The sequence below is a fragment of the Nocardia sp. NRRL WC-3656 genome (assembly GCF_000720265.1).
GTDB lineage: Bacteria > Actinomycetota > Actinomycetes > Mycobacteriales > Mycobacteriaceae > Nocardia > Nocardia nova.
In genome coordinates this window covers 239,583-260,175 of the sequence record NZ_JOJF01000004.1, presented here as the reverse complement: position 1 = coordinate 260,175, position 20,593 = coordinate 239,583, and the positions used below count along the sequence as shown (strand labels likewise).

Here is a 20,593-nt window from a genome sequence, read left to right as displayed (position 1 = left end):
GTAGCCCAGTCCCCAGAGGAATGCCATGATGTCTCCGCTCAGTCGAATTGCCGGTCGAGCCAGTCGATGGTCTGCATGCCGAACAGGTCGGTGCCCCAGCCGTAGAGGTCGGTGAGCATGGTGACCATCGAGCAGTCCGTGGGCTGGTAGGTGACGTCGGTGCCCTGCGCCCGGTAGGTCTCGGCGAGATCGCGCGAATCGGCCGCCGGGACCAGCGACATCGGCGAATCGTCCTTCGCGCACGAGGCGATCAACACCTTGGACTTCGGCGCACCGGACCGGCCGAGCCGGTTGTCGTCGAACACCGGCTGGAACGCCGGCTCGTCGGCGGGACTCAGCTCCGAGTCGAACATCGCCCGCAGCGGAACGAACGGCATGCTGAAGTACGCGTCCTGGCATTGACCGCGGAATACGTCGGCCACCGCCCGGCCGGCCTGGTTCAGCTTCGAATCCAGCCGCATCTCAGGATATTTCGACTCCAGCCCGAGCAGGGTCGCGAACGCGAAGCCGGAACCCACCGATCCGTCGGCGACTCGCATGAAGTTGCGCGGGTCGACCACCATGCCTTCCAGCACAGTGGATTTCACATTCAGCTCGGGCGCGTAGGAGGGTTGCAGTTCGGCCGAGAAGCCGGCACCGACACCGCCACCGGCGATCCCGAACAACGCGACCTGAGCCTGCGGGTTCAACCCGGCCTCGGGGAAGTTCAGCGCCGCGCGGGTGCCGTCGAGCTGAGTGTGCGCGGCGTATTTACCGGCGAAGACCCCGTGCGGGGCGCGGTCGGCGTCGTTGCCGACGTCGGAGATCATCACCGCGTAGCCCTTGCCGAACATCAGCGCCAGCGGGCCGAGCGCCGACCAGGACGCGCCGTCCAGCGGATCGCCACCGGTCCACTGGGTGCTGGGATGGCAGTTCCAGCCGACGCTGTCGTTGGCCTCCTGATAGGAGACGACGTGTTTCTCGTGCGCGGGCTTGCCGTCTCGCGGAATCATCAGGATTCCGGTGCTGATCGCCGGAGTGCCACCGTCGCGTTCGGTGGTGACGTACATCAGCTTCCAGGCGTCGAGATTCGCCGGCTTCACACCGGTGAACATCACGTCGACCTTCTCGGCCTTCAGCACCGTGCCGGGCTTCTCCGCACCGGTCAGCGGCGGTTCCCGATAGAACGGATCGTCGGCCCGCAGCGCCTGGAATGCCTCCTGCGGGCTCGCCGGGGTGGCGCCCTGGAGCGAGCCGACGACGAATCCGTTGAACACCTGATTCGGAGTGGGTGTCTGCGGCGCAACGGTTTCCGCGCCGGCGGTTCCGGACACTCCGGCGCCGGTGGCACAGACCAGCGCAAGGGCGGTGGCCGCCGCCACTGTGTACTTCCTCATCAGTCCTCCTGGCCCGCCGGTGTGACCGTCATTTCCTGTGCCGCCGAACCCAGCAGTTGCGGGATGTTCAGCAGCGGCCGATGGGATTCCAGCTGCACGTCGTACGGGGTTCGCAGCGTGGCTTCCAATGCGGGCCAATTGTTTTCGACCTGCCACTTGTATTTGGGCAGCAGTTCGGTGGTGATGTAGTCCCAGCGGTCGTCGAATGCCGACCAGTTCCAGCTCGGCAGCGGCAGGCCGAGGATCATCGGGCGGCCGTCGGCGCCGGTGAAAGGCACGCGCACGGGCCGGAATTCGCGGGGCGGTACGACACCGGCCACCGACGGCGAACCGGCGGCGCCGCTGAGGTAGGTGATCGCCGCACCGACCGGCCCCTTGTAGTCGCGCACTTGGTCCCACTGCGCGCCGATCGCCCACTGTTGCTCCCGGCGCAGCAGGACCGCATTGCCGGCGGCGATCCGATCGCGCGTGCCCGAGGCCACATCGCGCCAGGCATTCATGATGTCGGCGCCGAACAGTCCGGCCCGCTCGAATTCCGCGAGCGCGGCGAGACCACCGGTGACGTAGGCGTCGTGCATCGGCATCAGGTCGGAGAAGATGTTCTTCTGCATTACCAGGATCATGCCGAGAATCCAGTGCAGGTCGTCGGGGGTGATGCGCGGTGCCGCGGCGGCCAGCGCACGTAGTCCCTCCGGCAGCATCGCGACCGCCTCCGGGCCGGCCGTGCGCTGGACGGCGCCGAGGACGGTATGTGCGGCATCGGCGATACCGGGCAGGTCGTAGAGGGTTCCCGTCAGTTCGGCGTCGACGAGGCCGCCACCGAAGTCGGCGCCGACCTGACCGCTCATGCCGGCCCACTGCAGTTCGCGGTGGCCGAGTTGCAGATTCTCGTAGTAGCGATAGGACTTGATCAGATCGTCGCGGTTGGCCTCGACGCCGGTCCGCGGATCCCAGCTGCGCAGGTCGATACCGGCCTTCTCGGTGGCATCCACCAGCCAGTACTGATACAGCAGCGCGGCGTACCGGGTCGGCGTCACGCCCTCGGCGCGCGCCTCGTCGAGCAGGCGGCCCAGTTCCGCGCGGTCGTAGGGCAATTCCGGATTCACCCCACCGGGCGAGTGGGCGGCATCGCGATTGACCAGCGGCAGGTCGAGATACCGATCGAGATCGGATGCGGCGACGGCCGGGGCGGCGCCGAGTGTGCCCAATCCGACGACCGCCGCGAGAATCAATCCGGCGCCGCGCGCAATTGCGCTGATACGTATATTGTCTCAGCCCTCCGATATCGGTTCGATGATGGATCGGCAGATTTCCGCCGGGATCGGTAGCTAATCAATAGCCGAAAGCAATAGGACGCGATTTCGCCCGCTACCAGGGCGGGAACGATCCACGAATACTCGACAACCAACTCCGGACCGTAAGGTTACCGGGAGATTACCAATCGCGGCTGCTGCCGCCATCCGATCCCGACCGGAGCAGCCGTCGACATTCTGTTTCTATTGCCGGATGGAATTAGCTGGTAGTTGACCGTTTATTCGGACTGCGACGGTTCCGAAAGCAGTCCGAGGCGAACGCCAATCGGATGACCGATATCACAATTCGATAACTCCGGTATTACCGGCGGAGGTGTTTTCCAACCATCGACAACGTGGGACGCGGCGGGCGGAACGAGTTCCGGCGGCCCGGGCCCGGTGTGCGGCTTCCGGGGCAGGGATGCGGTCGGCGACCACGGGTAGGTTCCGGCGCCTCGAACGGCTACGGTCGGTCCATGCGCAACGTTGCCGGGATCGTTCTCGCAGTAGCCGCAGTCGCCCTCGCGGGGTGCTCCGGCGGTGGCGGCTCCACCTCCACCACCACGACCGGCCCCAGCTCCGCCCCGGGCACGACGAACGCGACGGGCGCCACCCCCGCGACCACCACCACCGGTAACCAGCAGGACTGCGCCGCAGGCTATCTCGCGCAGTTCACCACGCGGCAGAAGCTGGCGCAGCTGCTCACCGTGGGCGTCAAGAACGCCGCCGACGCCGAACAGGTGGTGCGCGGGGAACAGGTGGGCGGCATCTTCGTCGGCAGCTGGACCGACCAGTCCATGCTGTCGGGCCAGGGCCTCGACCAGGTGAAGGCCGCCGCGCGCACACCACTGATGGTGACCATCGACGAAGAAGGCGGCCGGGTGTCGCGGTTGCAGAACCTGATCGGGCAGGCGCCCTCGGCCCGGGTCGCCGCGCAGACCATGTCGACCGACGAGTACTACCAGCAGAGCCTGGCCCGCGGGCAGGCCATGAAGAAGCTCGGCATCACCGTCGACTTCGCGCCCGACGTGGATGTCAGCGACGAGCCCGACGACGCGGTGATCGGCGACCGGTCCTACTCGCAGGATCCGCAGGTCGTCACCGAATACGCCGGCGCCTACATCCGGGCCATGCACGATGCCGGTGTCGGCGCGGTGATGAAGCACTTCCCCGGCCACGGGCACGGATCGGGCGATTCCCACACCGGCGCGGTGCGCACACCCCCGCTGGATCAGATGCAGCAGGTGGATCTGGTGCCATTCCGGAACCTGATCGACTCCGGCGCCGCGGTGATGGTCGGTCATCTGGACGTTCCCGGGCTGACCACGCCCAACGTTCCGGCGAGCATCAGCCCGCAGGCGATGGCACTGCTGCGCCAGGGCACCGGCTACAACGCCAAGCCCTACGACGGCCCGATCTTCACCGACGACCTGAGCGGCATGGCGGCCATCACCGCCCGGATGGGGATCGAGGACGCGGTAGCCGCCGCCCTGGAAGCCGGCGCCGACGACGCGCTGTGGATCAGCACCGACGCCGTCAGCTCGGTACTCGACCGGCTCGAGCAGGAAGTTCGCGACGGGAAGCTGACCATGAAGCAGGTCGACGATTCCGTCCTGCGGGTGGCCAAGTACAAAGGCATCCAGCTCCCCTGCTGAGCCCGGCTTCAGCGAATCGGTGGCAATTCGTTGTTCTCCGAAACTTACCTTGGAGTAAGATAGGGGTTTCGATATGGGCTAGGAGTGTGGATGGCAGGCGGAACGAAGCGGCTTCCCAGGGCGGTTCGTGAGCAGCAGATGCTGGACGCCGCCGTCGAGGTCTTCTCCCGAAAGGGATATCACGACACGTCGATGGATGCCATCGCGGCCGAGGCCAAGATCTCCAAGCCGATGCTGTATTTGTACTACGGCTCCAAGGACGAACTGTTCCGGGCCTGCATTCAGCGCGAGAGCGCACGGTTCATCGAGGCCGTCGCGGTGGCCGGCAACCCCAAGCTCACCCCGCACGAGCAGCTGCGGGCCGGGCTCGAGGCATTCCTGTCCTATGTGGACAACAACCGGCTGTCGTGGTCGGTGCTGTACCGGCAGGCCCTCGGGCAGCAGCCGTTCGCCTCCGAGATCGCGAACAGTCGCGAGCGCATCATCGAACTGACCGCGAAACTGCTCGAGTCGAGTGCCAAATATGCCGAGCCCGGAACGGATTTCGACATCGTCGCGGTGGCGGTGATCGGCGCGGGCGAGGCGATCGCCGACCGGATCGCCAGCGGTGAGGTGGATGTCGCCAGCGCGGTCGACCTGCTGGACAATCTGGCCTGGCGCGGTCTGGCCGGTAAGAAGAAGGCCGAGTAGCACCGGCGAATCGCGCGGTCCGAGTTGCGCGGCGCCGTCGGCACCTGCCAGAGTGCGGATTGCACAGACGGCCGGATTGCCGATGCGGCCGCCGATTCTACGGGGCGGAATTGTTCGGACTTCTCACGCCGTGCGCGCACAGCGCGGCGAAATACGGCCTGGACGCGGCAGATTGGCGCACGCATATGTGCGGACTGTGCCTGGGCCTGCGCGACGGGCACGGCCAATTGGCCCGCACCGCGACGAATACCGATGCGATCGTGCTGAACGTCCTGACGGAAGCACAGGCCGGCGAGTCCGCGCGAACCACGGCCGGACCCTGCGCGCTGCGCGGCATGCAGCGCGCCTCGGTCGCCGCGGCCGAATCCCCCGGGGTGCGGCTCGCGACCACCGCGTCACTCCTGCTGGGAGCGGCCAAGATTCGCGACCACGCCGACGACGGCGATGCGGGCCCGCTGGTCCGTCGGCCCATGCGGAAGGTGGCCGATCGCTGGTTCGCCTCGGCGCGCACGAACGCCGCCGACATCGGGCTGGATATCGAACCGCTGATCGCCGCGATCGGCCGCCAGGCGGAACTCGAACAGGCGGTGCAGATTCACACGGCGCGCGGCGGGCAGATTCGCACGGCGCGCGGCGGGCGACCGCGTTTGCAGGCGGCACACGGGCGCGGGGCTGCCGGGGCCGATTCCCCGGGCTCCGACGTCGAAAGTGGTACGCGGACAATCGGTTCCACACCGGCCGCGCTTCTCGCCACCCTCACCGAGCCGACACAGATGTGTGCCGCGGAACTGTTCGCCCACAGCGCGGTGCTGGCGGGCCGACCGGAGAACACGCCGGCTCTCCGAGATGCCGGATGGCATTTCGGCCGCATCGCTCACCTGGCCGACGCCATCGAAGATCTGGACGACGACCGCCGCCGGAATCGCTTCAACCCGCTGCTCGCGAGCGGAGTGAGCGCCGAAGAGGCGCACGACCTGCTGCGTGAATCCGACGCCGAAATCCGCCGCGCGCTACACCAGGCGAAGCTCGCCCACGTTCCCGCCGTCCGCTGGCTGCTGCTCGATCCGTTGCGCGGTGTCGTCCGGAAGCTGGGCCGAGCCGCGGCCGTAGCATGCGGCGACGCGAAAGCTGCCTGCGGCTGCGGAAAACGCGGCGGCCGAACGCTTTCCGACGGCGCCGTTGCCGACGCCGCAGTACAGTTCCTGGGCTACCCCGTGGCAGCCGGGCACATTCGGCCCTCGGCAGCCGCAGCGGCGGTTACGGCGCAGCAGCCCTATCAGCCGAATCCCTACCAGCCCGGGACGTATCCGGCGCCGCCGCCGTATCAGCCGAATCCCGTTGGGCCGCAAGTGGATCCGTCACCCTACCCCGATCAGGGACCGTATCCCGCGAGCCCGGTGCAGCCCTACGACATTCCGCCGCCGTTCGGCGATCGGCCGCCGAGCGATCCGTATCCGCCCTCGGACGAGCCGCCGCACGAGCCCCCGCGACGGCCCACCTTCTGGCAAGGCGTCGGGATCATCTGCGGGGTGTACTGCACCGGATACGCCTGCTGTGGCGGGCATCGGCGGCCGTGCAGCGGTGAACACCGGGATGCCTGGATACAACGCTGCGACTGCGATTGTGACGACTGCTGCGACTGCGAGGGCTGTGGCGATTGCTGCAGCTGTTGCAACAGTTGCGGCGACTGTGACTGCGATTGCTGCGGCTGCGACTGCAACTGCTGATCCGGCCGCCGATCGCCGGCCGGAACGGCGACAGCCGCCCACCTTTTCGCCTCCGCCACATATCGAATCCCCCATGCGATCCGATATGCGGCCGCCGAGAAGGTGGGCGGCTGTTCGTGCCGTTCGCTGCTCAGCGCAGCGTCGCGGTCAGATGAGGGTAGCCCTTCTTCGGATGTTTCAGCGACAGATCCCAGCCCTCGGCGGTCTGGTCGGCGTAGACGTTGACCGTGGACGGGAGCAGGATCGGCTTACCGAATTTCACCGCGTACGACGTCTTCGCGGGCACCCGGCCCTCGATCACGCCGAGGATCGCGGCGGCCGACCACATGCCGTGGGCGATGGAGCGCGGGAAGCCGAAGGCCTTCGCCCCGAGCGCCGACATGTGGATCGGGTTGCGGTCACCGGAGGCGGCCGCGTAGCGATGGATCATCGCCTGGTCGACCTTCAGCGTGCGCAGCGGCGGCGGAGGCACCTCCTCCGGGGGCGGCGCGGCCTTCGGGCCACCGGACAACGAGGTGCGCTGCTGGTGCAGGAAGGTCGTGACCTGCCGCCACACCAGTTCCCGACCCACGCTGATCTCGCTGATCGCATCGACCAGCAGACCCTTCGGGTGCTCCCGCAGATTCTCCACGTGGGCGCGGATGTCGAGCGGTTCGCTGACCGAGATCTCGCGGGTGCGCTCGATCAGATTCTCAGCGTGCACCGCGCCGACCGCGACGAACGGGAAGTCCCGGGCCACCACCAGCTGCATCACCACGGGAAAGGTGAGCACGAACGGATAGGTCAGCGGCAGGGAGTCGCCGAAGCGCAGCCCGGTCGCGTGGCAGTAGGCGGCGAGGTGGTCGGGATCGACGCGGACGCCGTTCCACTCGACCGCGCGGTCCGGAATCTCGGACTTGCGCGCCGACACCAGCGGCAGCGGAACGGCACCCAGGGCGGCCTTGAGATACAGGCTGCCGGTCTTGGGCGGCTCGTTCAGCGAGATGGTCTGGGTTGCCACGTCAGGCTCCGATCATGGCCTGGCCGCAGACGCGAACGATGTTGCCGTTCACCGCATTCGAGGCCGGGCTGGCGAAGTAGGCGATGGTCTCGGCGACGTCGACGGTCTGCCCGCCCTGCAGCAGCGAGCTGAGCAGCCGGCCCGCCTCGCGGGTGCCGACCGGAATGGCGGCGGTCATCGCGGTCTCGATGAAACCGGGGGCGACGGCGTTGATGGTGATGCCCTTCTCGGCCAGCTTGGGCGCCTCGGCGTTCACCATGCCGATGACACCGGCCTTGGAGGCGCCGTAGTTGGTCTGGCCGCGGTTACCGGCGATACCGGCGATCGAGGACACGTCGATCACCCGGCCGCCCTCCTTCAACGCACCCTTGGCCACCAGGCCCTCGGTAATGCGGTGCGGCGCGGCGAGATTGACGTTGAGCACGGCGTCCCAGCGGGCGGCGTCCATGTTCGCGAGCAGCTTGTCGCGGGTGATGCCGGCGTTGTGCACGATGATGTCGACGCCGCCGAAGCGCTCGGTGGCGAATTCGGCGATCTTGTCCGCGGCGTCGGCAGCGGTGACGTCGACCGCGAGCGCCGTGCCGCCGACCTTGTTGGCGGTCTGCGACAGCGCCTCACCGGCGGCCGGGATGTCGGCGACGATCACGGTGGCGCCGTCGCGGGCGAACACCTCGGCGATGGTGGCGCCGATACCGCGGGCGGCGCCGGTGACCACGGCGACCTTGCCGTCGAGCGGCTTGGTCCAGTCGATGCCGGCCACGGCGTTGTCGTCCTTGCCGACCCGGAAGACCTGGCCGTCTACGAACGCCGACTTGGCCGAGAGGATGAAGCGCAGGGTCGACTCCAGACCCGTGGCGGCCGCGGCGGCCTCCGGGTGCAGGTAGACCAGGTTGGCGGTGGCGCCGCGCAGGAGTTCCTTACCCACGCTGCGGGAGAAACCCTCCAGCGCGCGCTGCGCGATCTGCGCGTCGACGCTGCCCGCGAGTTCCGGCGTGGTGCCGACGACCAGCACGCGGCCGGAGGGGGCGATCGAGCGCATGGCCGGCTGGAAGAACTCGAACAGCTGCGACAGTTCCTCCACGGTGCCGATGCCGGTGGCGTCGAACACCAGCGCGCCGAGCTTCACGCCCTGGGTGGGGGCGTCGACGAAGGTGTAGTCCGACAACAGGGTGCGCGCGGCGTCGGCGACGCGGCCCTTACCGCCGAGCAGGACCGGGCCGGGCAACGCCGGCTCGCCCGGGGTGTAGCGGCGCAGCTTCTCCGGCTGCGGCAGGCCCAACTTGCCGGCCAGGAAGGCGCCGGGGGCGGAATTGACGAACGAACCGTAAAGGTTGGGAGCACCCTTGCTCTTGCTGGCTGCCACTGTTCCTACCTTCTCCTTGTGTCGAATGTGGACGATCTGGACGTCTGCCGTTTCCGTATTTCCCCACTACCCCGCGCGTTGTAGCCCACATCTTCGGGGTACGGTGTCGACAATTAACTTACTCCAGAGTAAGTTTAATGTAAACCGACGGAATCGCCGGCAATACAGTCGGCCGGGTTACCGGCTTCGTCCCCAATATGCGGCATTCCCGGCTCCGGCCCCAGAAAACCCGACGAGACAGTGCCTACCCACCCGCCGGCTCCGCAACCTCCGCCGGCCCGACCGTCCCCCAAGGAGACTCGAGTGACTACCAAAGCCCGTTCGGCGAAGACCGCACCATCGAGCAGCCGGGCCGACAAGGCCAAGCAGGCCAAACCTGTCGCCGTCCTCGGCGGTAATCGGATCCCGTTCGCTCGCTCCGACGGCCGTTACGCCCGCGCCTCGAACCAAGACATGTTCACCTCCGCGCTGAACGGCCTGGTCAGCCGATTCGGGCTGCAGGGCGAGCGGCTGGGCATGGTCGTCGGCGGCGCGGTGCTCAAGCGCGTCGGCGAGCACGGCATGGTCCGCGAGAGCGTGCTGGGCAGCGAACTGTCGCCATACACCCCCGCCCACGATCTGCAACTGGCCTGCGGCACGGGCCTGCAGTCGATCGTCACCGTCGGCGACGCCATCGCGCTGGGCCGGATCGAGGCCGGTATCGGCGGCGGTACCGACACCACCTCCGACGCGCCGATCGGCGTCAGCGAATCCATGCGCGAATGGATGCTCGACGCCAACCGGGCGCGCAACAACAAGGATTACGTCAAGCTCGTGGGCCGGCTGCGCCCGAGCATGGTCGGCATCGAGATCCCGCGCAACGCCGAGCCCCGCACCGGCCTGTCGATGGGTGACCACGCGGCGATCACCGCCAAGGAATTCGGCATCGCCCGCGAGGCGCAGGACGAACTGGCCTACCTCTCGCACAAGAACATGGCCGCCGCCTACGACCGCGGCTTCTTCGACGACCTGGTCACCCCCTTCCTGGGCCTGACCCGCGACGACAACCTGCGCCCGAACTCCTCGCTGGAGAAGCTGGCCACCCTGAAGCCGGTGTTCGGCAACAAGCTCGGCGACGCCACCATGACCGCCGGCAACTCCACCCCGCTCACCGACGGCGCCTCCGCGGTGCTGCTGGGCAGCGAGGAGTGGGCCGCCGAGCGCAACCTGAAGCCGCTGGCCTACCTCGTCGACAGTGAAGTCGCCGCGGTCGACTACGTCTGGGGTCCGGACGGCCTGCTGATGGCGCCGACCTACGCGGTGCCGCGCCTGCTCGCCCGCAACGGCCTCACCCTGCAGGATTTCGACTACTACGAGATCCACGAGGCGTTCGCCTCGGTCGTGCTGGCCACCCTGCAGGCCTGGGAATCCGACCAGTACTGCAAGGAGCGCCTGGGTCTGGACGGAGCCCTCGGTGCGATCGACCGCACCAAGCTCAATGTCAACGGCTCCTCGCTGGCCGCCGGGCACCCGTTCGCCGCCACCGGTGGACGTATCGTCGCCCAGACCGCGAAGCAGTTGGCGGAGAAGGGTTCCGGACGCGCGCTGATCTCCATCTGCGCCGCCGGCGGCCAGGGTGTGGTCGCGATCCTGGAGCGTTGATCCGCGACTTCACTTCGGTGACATAGGAATTCGACAACCGGGGACAGCGCCGGTTCGGCTACGGCCGAACCGGTGCTGTTCCGTATTCGGGCAACACGGTGACAGTCAGCGCGGCGAGTCGCTCGGGATCGGCGACGACGTCGTAGGCGGTGACCCGGTCGCCGCGCACGGTGACGAGCAGGACCGCGGCGAGACGCCCGGCAGGGGCGACGACGACACCGACCGCGCCGTCGATCAGCGCCACACCCGCGACCTGGGAACGGTTGCGCAGCAAGACGGTTTCCTCGGCCACGGCGGCGGCGCCGCGCACGACCGACGCGATGCCGGCCGGCAGGACCGCCGGGTCCGCGGTGCGCACGACATCGGGCGCGAGGACCGCGAGCAGGGCACCGAGGTCGCCGGCCCGTGCCGCCGACAGAAATGCGGTAACCACCTCACGATGACGGGCGAGTTCGGCCGGGGGCATCGAGCTGTCGCCGCGCACCCGCTGCCGGGCGCGACTGGCCAGCTTCTTCGTCGTCGCCGTGGTCCGGCCCACGATCGGGGCGATATCGCCGAACGGGACGGCGAACATATCGTGCAGTACGAAGGCGATGCGCTCGTCCGGGCTCAGCGCATGCAACACCACCAGCATCGCGCGGCCGACCGAATCGGCCAGCAGCGCTTCGGGTTCCGGTTCGGTGAAGGCGCCGGACCGAGAGCCGGCCTCGGTGCCGGCGGAGTCGAGCGCGGCGGATCGGTCCATGGGGTCGACGAACTCTTCCCGCCGGGCGGTCCGGGAACGCAACTGGTCCAGACAGATTCGCGAGACGACGGTGGTGAGCCACGCCGCGAGATTGTCGATCCCGAGCCCGTCCGCCGCACGCCCGTCCACCGCAGACCCGTCCGCAACACCTCGCTCACCGCGCGTCGTCTCGGTCGCGCTCGCGGCCCGATCGAGGCGCAGCCAGGCTTCCTGCACCGCGTCCTCGGCCTCGTGCAGCGAGCCCAGCATGCGGTAGGCGATATCGCGCAGCAGGCCACGGTGTCGTTCGAAGCGCCGCGCCAGCTCGTCCCGATCGCGCACCGGTCACCTTTCTCGGTCGCCGCACGTCGAACTCGATGTGGGACGGATTCGCCCTGTTCGCCCGCGCAGTGGGCTCGGCCCACACCTTCACCATCGCAGATCAGGGCGCCGAACGAGCAGGAGGGTGTCATGCACACCGCATACGTGACCGTCACGATCGTCGCCGCCGTGGTCGTCTTCGTGGCGACCGTCGTCGACATCGTCAACCCGGATTGGGTGCGCGGAAATATGCGCAGCTACGGGGTACCGGACTGGGCGTTGATGCCCTTGGCGGCGATCAAGGCCGCGGGTGCGCTCGGGTTGCTGGTCGGCCTGGCGATCCCGGCGATCGGCATCGCCGCGGCCGTCGGCCTCGTGCTGTATTTCGTCGGCGCGGTGATCACCATCGTGCGGGCGCGCTGGTACGCGCATCTGCCGTATCCGATGCCGTGCCTGGTCCTGGCACTCGCTGTCGCCTGCCTGTTCCCGATCGCCTGAACCGGCCGGGCGTTCTACCGTAAAATCTCGTGTCGGACGGGCAACACGTCGCCGATCGATGTGGTGCCCGAACGCTTCTTCACTGAGCTCGACGTGATGGTTGCTGCCGCGTGCAGTGTCAGCGCGGCGCAGAGTAGGCCGGATCGACATCCTGGGCGGACACCGCCGAGGCGATCCGGCCACGATCAGCGAGGAACCGTGGAATGGCACGATATTTGCTGGCCGCGAGTCCCATACCCGGTCATGTTCTGCCGCTGGCCACCGTCGCGGGCGAGCTTCGGCGGCGGGGACACCGAGTCCGATTGCTCACCGGAGCTCGATTTCGCGAACTCGCGATCGAACACGGCGTGCCGGCGGCGGAATTGCCGGGCGCGGCCGATGTTCGTCCCGTGGCTTCGAGAGCGGGCCGCGGGCTCGGCCGGCGTCTGCGGGTCGGCCGGGCGGAACTGAGTTCGATCTTTCTCGCGCCCCTCACAGCCCAGTACACAGCGCTGTCCTCCGAGCTGGCCCGCGGGCATTTCGACGCCGTGCTGGTGGATTCGATGTTCAGCGGTGCGATACCCCTGCTCGTGTCCGATGCTCCCCGACCGCCGGTGCTGGTGTGCGGTGTCGGACCGCTCACGCTCTCCAGCGCCGATTGCCCGCCGTTCGGTGTGGGATGGCAGCCACGGGCCGGGCGCGACTACACGCGGATGAATCGTTTCGTGCACCACGTACTGTTCCGCCCGTCGCAGGCGAGGTTGAATGCGATTCTTGCCGAACTCGGCATGCCGCCGGCCTCGGTCTACCTGCTCGATTGGCCGATCCTGGCCGACCGGATACTGCAGTTCACCGTGCCCGGTTTCGAATATCCTCGGCGCGATCTTCCGTCCACGGTGGTGTTCACCGGACCGATTCCGGCGTCGGCGGACGGGCTCGAGGCGTCCCCCGACTGGAAGTCCGTCGGTGACCACCGCCGGGTCGTACACGTCACCCAGGGCACCTGGGACAACGGCGATCCCGATCAGCTGCTCCGGCCCGCGCTGGCAGCGCTGGCGCGGCGCCCGGATCTGGTCGTCGTGGTCAGCACCGGCGGGAAGGACGCGAGCCTGGGCCCGCTGCCCGCGCATATTCACGTGCGTGATTTCGTTCCGTACGCAGAGTTGCTGCCTCACGTCGACCTCGTGATCACCAACGGTGGTTACGGCGGGGTGCACCATGCGTTGCGTCACGGCATCCCGGTGATCGTCGCGGGTGACACCGCGGACAAGCCGGAAGTCGCCGCGCGCGTGGCGTATACCGGCGCGGGCATCGATCTCGGTGGCGCCGCGCCCGCACCGGCCGCGGTCGCGGCGGCGGTGGACCGCGTTTTCGGCGACACCGGCTATCGCGTGGCGGCGCGTCGATTGGCGAGGGAAATCGCACAGCACAAGCCCTTCGACACCATCGAGTCCGTACTCGCGGACACGACCACGGGTGTGCGGCCCCGAGGGGAGGCGTTGTGACCCGCACCGAACTCGAGGCGGCCGGCATCACCGATCCGCGACTGCGTGACTCGTACCGATATTGCCGATCTCTCAACGCTCGCCACGGCAAGACGTTCTTCCTGGCAACCAGATTGCTCGCGCCCGATCAGCGCCCCGCCGTGCACGCGCTGTACGGATTCGCCCGCCGCGTCGACGACGTACTCGACGAATTCGATCCGGCCTGGACCGTTCACCGCCGCGAGGCGCGTTTGACGCAGTTGGCAGCGCAACTCGAGGCCGGTGACGGCGATGCCGATCCGGTGCTGGCCGCGGTATTGGATACCGCCGAACGGCATCGCATCCGCGCCGATTTGTTCCAGGCATTCCTGGCATCCATGCGCCTCGATCTGACAGTCACCGACTACCCGGACCGGAAGGCGCTCGACCGCTATATCTACGGGTCGGCAGAGGTGATCGGGCTGCAACTGCTGCCGATACTGGGGACCGTCGGCCCCGCGCCGGCAGCCGAGCCATATGCCGCCGCCTTGGGAAAGGCCTTCCAGCTCACCAACTTTCTGCGCGATGTCGACGAGGATCTGGCGCGCGGCCGGATCTACCTGCCCGCGGACGAACTGGCGGCGCACGGCGTCGACCGCGATCTGCTGATGTGGTGCCGGAAACAACGGCACAGCGATTCCCGGGTGCGTGACGCGCTGGCCGAGCAACATGCCCGCACCCGGGAAATATATGCCTACGCTCGGGGCGGGATCGAACTCCTGGCACCCCGTTCCCGCCCGTGCGTGGCGACGGCTCTACAGCTCTATTCGGAGATTCTGGATCGCATCGAACGCGGCGGGTTCGAAGTCTTCGGGCAGCGCGCCACCGTCGGCAAGCTTCGCCGGGCGTATGTCGGTGCCACCGGTCTGGCGCACGCGCAGTGGGCCCGCCGCCGGCCGGAACGCGGACACAGGATCAACGAACGACGGTAGGAGTCGGCATGGCGCATTGGCATTACCTGTTCCTCCTCATGGCCTGTCTGGCGCTGACCGCGCCATTGGAATGCTTCGGCCGCGGCGTGTATCGCCGGCCACGATTACTGGCGGCCGCGCTGATACCGCCCGCTCTGCTCTTCCTGACCTGGGATCTGCTCGCGATCGCCGGTGGCGTATGGAGTTTCGACAGCCGTTACCTGGTCGGCATCACCCTGCCGGGCTCGATACCGCTGGAGGAAGTGCTGTTCTTCCTGGTTGTTCCGATCTGCGGACTCTTCACCTTCGTCGCCGTCGAAGCGCTGCTCGGCAGCGAACGAGGCCGGCGCCCGGCACTGCGAGGCAGACGATGAGCGTCGGAATACTCGCGTACACCGTGCCCGCTGTCGCGGCGGTGCCCGCGGTGTGGGTCGCCGAATGGACCGTGCTGCGCACCGGATTGCTGCGGCGCCCCGCCTACTGGATATCGATGGTCATCGTGCTCGGCTTCCAGATACCGGTCGACGGGTGGTTGACGAAGCTCAGCGCGCCGATCGTGCTGTACAACCCGGACCACATACTCGGGATCCGGTTTCCCTGGGATATCCCGGTGGAGGACTTCTTCTTCGGATTCGCACTGGTCACCGCGGTATTGCTCTGCTGGGAGCGGGCGCGGCAACGGCAGGAGGGATCGCCGTCATGAGAACCCGGTCGGCTCACGACGGGCTGGGGCGGGATCCGCGGCGGGTCCGGCTCCCGGCCGCGCCGGGACGAATGGATGTCGGCGCGGGCGGGCAGCCGCGACCACGGGTGGCGGTGGTGGGCGCGGGCATCGCGGGTCTGGCCGCGGCCACGGGCCTGGCCGAACGGGGATTTCGAGTCGATGTGATCGAACGCGAGCGATATCTCGGCGGACGCGTCGGCGGATGGACCGAGACGCTGCCCGACGGTAGCGCGCTCGCCATGAACCGGGGTTTCCACGCCTTCTTTCCGCAGTACTACAATTTGCGAAAGCTGTTGTCGCGCAGCGATCCCGGGCTGACCAGGTGGCAACGTGTCGACGACTATCCGCTGATCGACGCGCAGGGCCGCCGGGACGGTTTCCGTCATCTGCCCCGCACTCCTCCCTGGAACGCGGTGGCGTTCGCGTTGCGCAGTCCCACCTTCCGGCTGCGCGACCTGATCCGGATGGACCCCTCCGCGGCGGCACCGCTGGCCGCCGTGTCGGTACCGCGGATCTATCGGCAACTCGACGACGTGGACGCCGATACCTTCCTGCAGCGCATCAATTTCCCGGTTGCCGCGCGGCATCTGGCCTTCGACGTCTTTTCTCGCAGCTTCTTCGCCGCTCCCCAGCAGATGTCGGCAGCCGAACTGGCGACGATGTTCCACATCTACTTCCTGGGCTCCAGCGAGGGTTTGGTCTTCGACACGATTCGGGACAATTTCGATGTGGGCCTGTGGAATCCGCTGCGGGACCATCTCACCGCGCCGCACGTCACCGGACGTCCCGGCCGTGTCGATTTCCACACCGGCGTCAGAATCACCCGGATCGACACCGACGGCCCCGGTTTCCGGCTGCACGCCGACACCGGGTCCTGTCTGTCCGCCGATGCCGTCGTACTCGCCACCGACGTGGCCGGTCTGCGCGACATCGTCGCCGCGTCACCGGAATTGGGGACTGCCGAATGGCGCGAGCGAGTCGCCGCATTGGCGCTCGCCCCGGCCTTCGTCGTCCATCGGCTCTGGCTGGACCGGCCGTTGCGCCGAGACCGACCCAGCTTCCTCGCCACCGGCAACCTCAGCCCGATCGACAACATCAGTGTCGTCGATCGCTACGAGAGCGCCGCTGCCCGATGGGCCCGGCAACGAGGCGGCAGCGTCGTGGAACTGCACGCCTACGCGGCTGCGCCCGAACTACCCGGCACATCGGTGCGGGAGGCGGTGCGAGACCGGCTGTGCGCGCGACTGCACGAGATCTACCCCGAATCCAGGCAGGCGCGCGTCGTGGCGGAACGCACGCTGTGGCGCCGGGACTGCCCCCGTTTCGCGCCGGGCGATTTCGCCAACCGGCCGGAGGTCACCACCCCGCACCCGCGGTTGATGCTGGCAGGTGACGGCATACGGGTGGATCTTCCGGTGGCCCTGATGGAACGCGCCGCGACGACCGGTTGGCTCGCGGCGTCGACGTTGGCACAACACTGGCGGGCAGCCGGTCATTCACTGCAGACGGTGCCCAACCGTGGCCGCTCGGCCGTCCTGCGCACCCTCGCGCTCCGGGAAAGGAATTCGTCGTGAACCATCGGCTCCAGCTCACCGGCCGGGTGAGGAACCTTCCACTGCGACGTTTCGCCGCCGAAGAGTGGTCGCGACAGCGGCCCACCTACCGCGACGCCGATCCTGCTCTGATCGACGCGACACTGGACTGGTCCCAGCGATTGCCCAGCGGAAACTGGTACGTGTTCGCGGCGAGTCGCGCGATCCGGGCGGGGCGGCCGTTCGGCACGACCGTCGGCGGTGTCGAGATCGTCGCCTGGCGAGACCGCGACGGCAGCCTGCTGGTCGGCCCCGGCGCATGCCCCCACCTCGGTGCGTCGCTCGCGACCGGCCGGGTCGAGAACGGCACCTTGATCTGCCGCTGGCACGGCCTGCGGATCGGCGCCGACGGCGGGCCGCGGTGGTCACCGTTCCCCTGCCACGACGACGGGGTGCTGGCCTGGGTACGCCTGGACACCGTGGGCGGGCACACACCGACCGAGGCGCCGGTCGTGGGCGCCCGGCCCGACGACACCACGGTGCACGCGGTCAATCGGTCGACGGGCATCTGCGAGCCGAGCGACATCATCGCCAACCGGCTCGATCCGTGGCACGGCGGATGGCTCCACCCGTACTCCTTCACGCGCCTGGATGTCACTCGGACGCCGCCGCGCGAGCACCTCGGCGAGGACGATCATCGCTTCCTGCTCACCGTCACCTTTCGCGTCACCCGCGGTCTCGGCGTTCCGGTCGAAGCGGAATTCACCTGTCCCGACCCGCGCACGATCGTCATGCGCATCGTCGGCGGCGAAGGCGCGGGCAGCGTGGTGGAAACCCACGCCACCCCGCTCGGCCCGGGCCCCGACGGCCGGCCTCGCACCGCGGTGATCGAAGCGGTCATCGCACACTCGCCTCGCCCCGGTTTCCGGCACGCGCACCGCGCTCTCCCGGTGCTGCGCCCGCTGATCAACCACGCGGCGGCTCGCCTCTGGCGCGACGACCTGGCCTATGCCGAGCGCCGCTACGAGTTGCGCACCCGCCGGTAGCCTCGCGATTGCGGCGCCGCCGCACGCCGGCCCGGTCGTCGTGCCCCGGTCGTCGTGCTATGCCGCGATGCGCTCCACCGCTGCCACGACCTCCGACAGCAGCGGCAGCGATTCGTCGCGCTGGGGCGCGCGCGCCCACCACCGGCCCTCATGGGTGTGCCGCCCGAATCCGGTGGGCAAAATGACATTGCTGCGATGGGATCCGATATCGACACCGTGGCGTTCCAATCGCAGTGTCCGGTCCACATCGGGATATCCGTCGAATACCGCGATAAACGTTCGACGCGGCGGGTGTTCACGCACGAGCACCGGCCCCGGAATCCCACGCACGGTCAATTCACCGAGTACCAGCGCACCGAGCGGTTCCGGCGTATTCACCGCGGCGACCGAGTCGCCGAGAGGTAACACGACATATCCCGGCGAGGTGACGCGCACGTAGGGTAATCCGAACAGCTCGCGGTAGGTGTCCGCCCAATCCTGTGGCGTAGCAATCTCTTTCAATCGCACGATGCACCTCACTCACTGTCCATCTCCCGGCGCCGTGCCCCGGCTCCGTTCGTCGGTTGTTCCAGTGAATACCGGAAATCACAGCAGTTACACGTGATTCGGTGAATCACGCGCGAATTGTCAGCCACGAGTGAGGTTCAGCACACAGTCCGGCCGATTCGGACCGAATGGTCGCATTCGGTCCGCACCGAATCCGGTGACGGAACGGAACGGTTTCGAATCGAATCGGCGAATACCGATCGACATCCCGCATTTACGCTGATCGCCCGAGTACTCTCGGGGCCGCGGGTAGTCCCCGCATGCGCACGGCACGGATGTCCGGGAGGTCGGCATGACTTGCGACTTGATGCTCATCGCGTACGACGGATCCGAGAATGCGAAGCGGGCCGTGGAATATGCGGGGCGATTCTTGTCCGCGCCCAAGGCGGTCGTGCTCACCGCATGGGAGCCGATGGTGCGCCAGGCCGCGCGGCTGTCCGGACTTTCCGGTGTGATGCAGCCGGAATGGCTCCCGGACGAGGAGATCGAGGATATCGCCTACGTCGACGCGAAACAGATCAATGCCGAGGGCGTACGGCTGGCCAAATTGGCGGGATTGAATGCGGAGCCCCGTACCGCCGAATGCACCTCGACCATCTGGAACGCGATCGTCGACGTGGCAGACGAGCTGAATGTGGACATCATCGTCGCCGGTACGCGCGGTTCCACCGGCATCCGCGCCCTCCTGCATTCGAGCGTGGCGGAGGCCGTGCTGAAACACTGCCATCGGCCGATTCTGCTGGTGCCGCCGGGAAAGGAACCGATACCGGTCAGCGATCTCGCCGGTCAGCTGTGAGGGTGCCGTCCCCTTCACATGAGTCTGCCCACGTGAGATCTGCGTCGCTACCCGGGCGCCGCCGCTTCCGCACACGACTATCGTCGGGAAACTATGGACGGCTTTCTGCTCGCACAACCGGGGGGCGTGGTCCGTACGACCGGCATCCGGCGCGCATTCGACGATGCGCGGCGGGCAGCGACGGCCCTGCGCGACGGTGCGGCGGAACTGATCGTCGGCGCGATCCCGTTCGACCCGGGCGATGCGGCCGCGCTGTGTGAGCCGCAGCAGGCCCAGCACAGTGCGGGCCCGTGGCGTCCGGCCGCCGTTCCGCCCCTTCCCGAGGTCCGGGTCGTCGCGGAAATTCCCAGTCCGGCAGAGCATGTGGCCCGGGTGACGAAACTGCTGGAGCAGCTGTCGGATCCGGCGCAGCCGCTGCGCAAGGTGGTCGCCGCGCGCTCGTTGATCGCCGAGGCGGACCAGCCGCTCGAGCCCGAGGTGGTCGCCGCGCACCTGCTGGTACGCCATCCTCAGGCCAACGTCTTCGCCGTCGATCTGACGCCCGCCGGCCGGACCGGCGCGCACCTGGTCGGCGCCACACCGGAGGTGCTGGTCGCCCGGCACGGTGACACCGTCACGCTGCGTCCGCTGGCCGGAACGCTGCCCCGGCACGCCGATCCCACCGTCGACGCCGAACGGTCGCGGGAGCTGTTGGCCAGTACCAAGAATCGCGACGAACATGCCTTCGTCATCGAGTGGATCCGGGAACGACTCACCCCCGTGTGCGCCGAACTCGCGATCCCGGACGGCCCCGAGCTGATCAACACCGCCGAGGTCTGGCATCTGGCCACACCCATCACCGGACGCCTGCGCGATCCCGCCACCACCGCGCTCGATCTGGCCCTGCTGCTGCATCCCACGCCCGCGGTCTGTGGCACCCCCACCGACCTCGCCCTGCGGACCATCACGGCGTACGAGGAGCCGCGCGGCTTCTACGGCGGTGCGGTCGGCTGGTGCGATGCGCGCGGCGACGGCGAATGGGTGGTCGCGATCCGGTGCGCCGACGTGTCCGCGGACGGACGCACCGTGCAGGCCTACGGTGGCGGCGGCATCGTGGCGGCCTCCGACCCGCGCACCGAACTCGACGAGACGACCGCGAAACTGCGCACCCTGTTGAACGGGCTGGCCTGCCCGGTACCGGACCAGCCGAGCTGATCGCAGCTGCTCGGAAGGCCGCTCGAGAACCGTTCGCCCGGCGGGTTGCCGTGCT

Annotated in this window: 19 protein-coding genes; 13 read left to right on the top strand and 6 right to left on the bottom strand. The window is 68.2% G+C overall.

Going from position 1 to position 20,593, the window contains the following annotated elements:
* Positions 1-38 precede the first annotated feature (38 nt).
* Together IG65_RS0108300 and IG65_RS0108295 are read right to left on the bottom strand one after the other, a co-directional pair.
* Positions 39-1,376: a lipase family protein gene (locus IG65_RS0108300; protein WP_030514257.1), complete on the bottom strand. Its 1,338-nt coding sequence runs from the start codon at positions 1,374-1,376 to the stop codon at positions 39-41.
* Positions 1,376-2,608, bottom strand: coding sequence for a hypothetical protein (locus IG65_RS0108295; RefSeq protein ID WP_231509092.1), 1,233 nt, complete (start codon positions 2,606-2,608; stop codon positions 1,376-1,378). The genes IG65_RS0108300 and IG65_RS0108295 overlap by 1 nt, the downstream gene beginning before the upstream one ends.
* Positions 2,609-3,144: 536 nt before the next feature.
* On the opposite strand from IG65_RS0108295, the gene IG65_RS0108290 reads away from it, so the two are divergent.
* From IG65_RS0108290 to IG65_RS35755, 3 genes are all read left to right on the top strand, one after another.
* Positions 3,145-4,323, top strand: a complete 1,179-nt coding sequence (locus IG65_RS0108290) for a glycoside hydrolase family 3 N-terminal domain-containing protein (RefSeq protein WP_030514255.1) — start codon at positions 3,145-3,147, stop codon at positions 4,321-4,323.
* 90 nt (positions 4,324-4,413) lie between these two features.
* Positions 4,414-5,013: a TetR/AcrR family transcriptional regulator gene (locus IG65_RS0108285; RefSeq protein WP_030514254.1), complete on the top strand. Its 600-nt coding sequence runs from the start codon at positions 4,414-4,416 to the stop codon at positions 5,011-5,013.
* A gap of 110 nt (positions 5,014-5,123) precedes the next feature.
* Positions 5,124-6,740 (top strand): DUF5685 family protein, encoded by a 1,617-nt coding sequence (locus IG65_RS35755; RefSeq protein ID WP_051755542.1) that lies wholly within the window; start codon positions 5,124-5,126, stop codon positions 6,738-6,740.
* 130 nt (positions 6,741-6,870) lie between these two features.
* Here IG65_RS35755 and IG65_RS0108275 read toward each other — a convergent pair whose 3' ends face one another.
* Together IG65_RS0108275 and IG65_RS0108270 are read right to left on the bottom strand one after the other, a co-directional pair.
* Positions 6,871-7,740 carry a MaoC family dehydratase gene (locus IG65_RS0108275; protein WP_030514252.1) on the bottom strand — a complete coding sequence of 290 codons (870 nt, stop codon included), beginning with the start codon at positions 7,738-7,740 and terminating at the stop codon, positions 6,871-6,873.
* A 1-nt stretch (position 7,741) separates the two neighbouring features.
* Entirely contained in the window at positions 7,742-9,103 is a 1,362-nt protein-coding gene (locus IG65_RS0108270; protein WP_030514251.1) for a 3-oxoacyl-ACP reductase, read from the bottom strand.
* 303 nt (positions 9,104-9,406) lie between these two features.
* On the opposite strand from IG65_RS0108270, the gene IG65_RS0108265 reads away from it, so the two are divergent.
* Complete coding sequence (locus tag IG65_RS0108265; RefSeq protein WP_030514250.1) at positions 9,407-10,744, top strand: acetyl-CoA C-acetyltransferase; 1,338 nt, start codon at positions 9,407-9,409, stop codon at positions 10,742-10,744.
* Between the two features lie 58 nt (positions 10,745-10,802).
* Here IG65_RS0108265 and IG65_RS0108260 read toward each other — a convergent pair whose 3' ends face one another.
* Positions 10,803-11,810, bottom strand: coding sequence for a sigma-70 family RNA polymerase sigma factor (locus IG65_RS0108260; RefSeq protein WP_030514249.1), 1,008 nt, complete (start codon positions 11,808-11,810; stop codon positions 10,803-10,805).
* A gap of 129 nt (positions 11,811-11,939) precedes the next feature.
* Here IG65_RS0108260 and IG65_RS0108255 point away from each other — a divergent pair, with 129 nt between their 5' ends.
* From IG65_RS0108255 to IG65_RS0108225, 7 genes are all read left to right on the top strand, one after another.
* On the top strand, positions 11,940-12,287 hold the full coding sequence (locus IG65_RS0108255) for a DoxX family protein (RefSeq protein WP_030514248.1): 348 nt from the start codon (positions 11,940-11,942) through the stop codon (positions 12,285-12,287).
* Positions 12,288-12,490: 203 nt separating this feature from the next.
* Positions 12,491-13,771, top strand: a complete 1,281-nt coding sequence (locus tag IG65_RS0108250; protein ID WP_030514247.1) for a glycosyltransferase — start codon at positions 12,491-12,493, stop codon at positions 13,769-13,771.
* Positions 13,768-14,721: a phytoene/squalene synthase family protein gene (locus IG65_RS0108245; protein ID WP_030514246.1), complete on the top strand. Its 954-nt coding sequence runs from the start codon at positions 13,768-13,770 to the stop codon at positions 14,719-14,721. Before IG65_RS0108250 ends, IG65_RS0108245 begins: the two co-directional genes overlap by 4 nt.
* An 8-nt stretch (positions 14,722-14,729) precedes the next feature.
* Positions 14,730-15,074 carry a lycopene cyclase domain-containing protein gene (locus IG65_RS0108240; RefSeq protein ID WP_030514245.1) on the top strand — a complete coding sequence of 115 codons (345 nt, stop codon included), beginning with the start codon at positions 14,730-14,732 and terminating at the stop codon, positions 15,072-15,074.
* Positions 15,071-15,403 (top strand): lycopene cyclase domain-containing protein, encoded by a 333-nt coding sequence (locus IG65_RS0108235; protein WP_030514244.1) that lies wholly within the window; start codon positions 15,071-15,073, stop codon positions 15,401-15,403. The genes IG65_RS0108240 and IG65_RS0108235 overlap by 4 nt, the downstream gene beginning before the upstream one ends.
* Complete coding sequence (locus IG65_RS0108230; protein ID WP_030514243.1) at positions 15,400-16,998, top strand: FAD-dependent oxidoreductase; 1,599 nt, start codon at positions 15,400-15,402, stop codon at positions 16,996-16,998. The genes IG65_RS0108235 and IG65_RS0108230 overlap by 4 nt, the downstream gene beginning before the upstream one ends.
* Positions 16,995-18,002 (top strand): Rieske (2Fe-2S) protein, encoded by a 1,008-nt coding sequence (locus IG65_RS0108225; protein ID WP_030514242.1) that lies wholly within the window; start codon positions 16,995-16,997, stop codon positions 18,000-18,002. The genes IG65_RS0108230 and IG65_RS0108225 overlap by 4 nt, the downstream gene beginning before the upstream one ends.
* A gap of 57 nt (positions 18,003-18,059) precedes the next feature.
* Here IG65_RS0108225 and IG65_RS0108220 read toward each other — a convergent pair whose 3' ends face one another.
* A complete protein-coding gene (locus IG65_RS0108220) occupies positions 18,060-18,509 on the bottom strand; it encodes a hypothetical protein (protein WP_146100745.1) in 450 nt (149 codons plus the stop codon).
* Between the two features lie 331 nt (positions 18,510-18,840).
* Between IG65_RS0108220 and IG65_RS0108210 the strand changes: the two genes are divergently transcribed.
* Positions 18,841-19,344 (top strand): universal stress protein, encoded by a 504-nt coding sequence (locus IG65_RS0108210; protein ID WP_030514240.1) that lies wholly within the window; start codon positions 18,841-18,843, stop codon positions 19,342-19,344.
* A 93-nt stretch (positions 19,345-19,437) separates the two neighbouring features.
* Positions 19,438-20,538, top strand: coding sequence for an isochorismate synthase MenF (locus IG65_RS0108205; protein WP_030514239.1), 1,101 nt, complete (start codon positions 19,438-19,440; stop codon positions 20,536-20,538).
* Positions 20,539-20,593 lie beyond the last annotated feature (55 nt).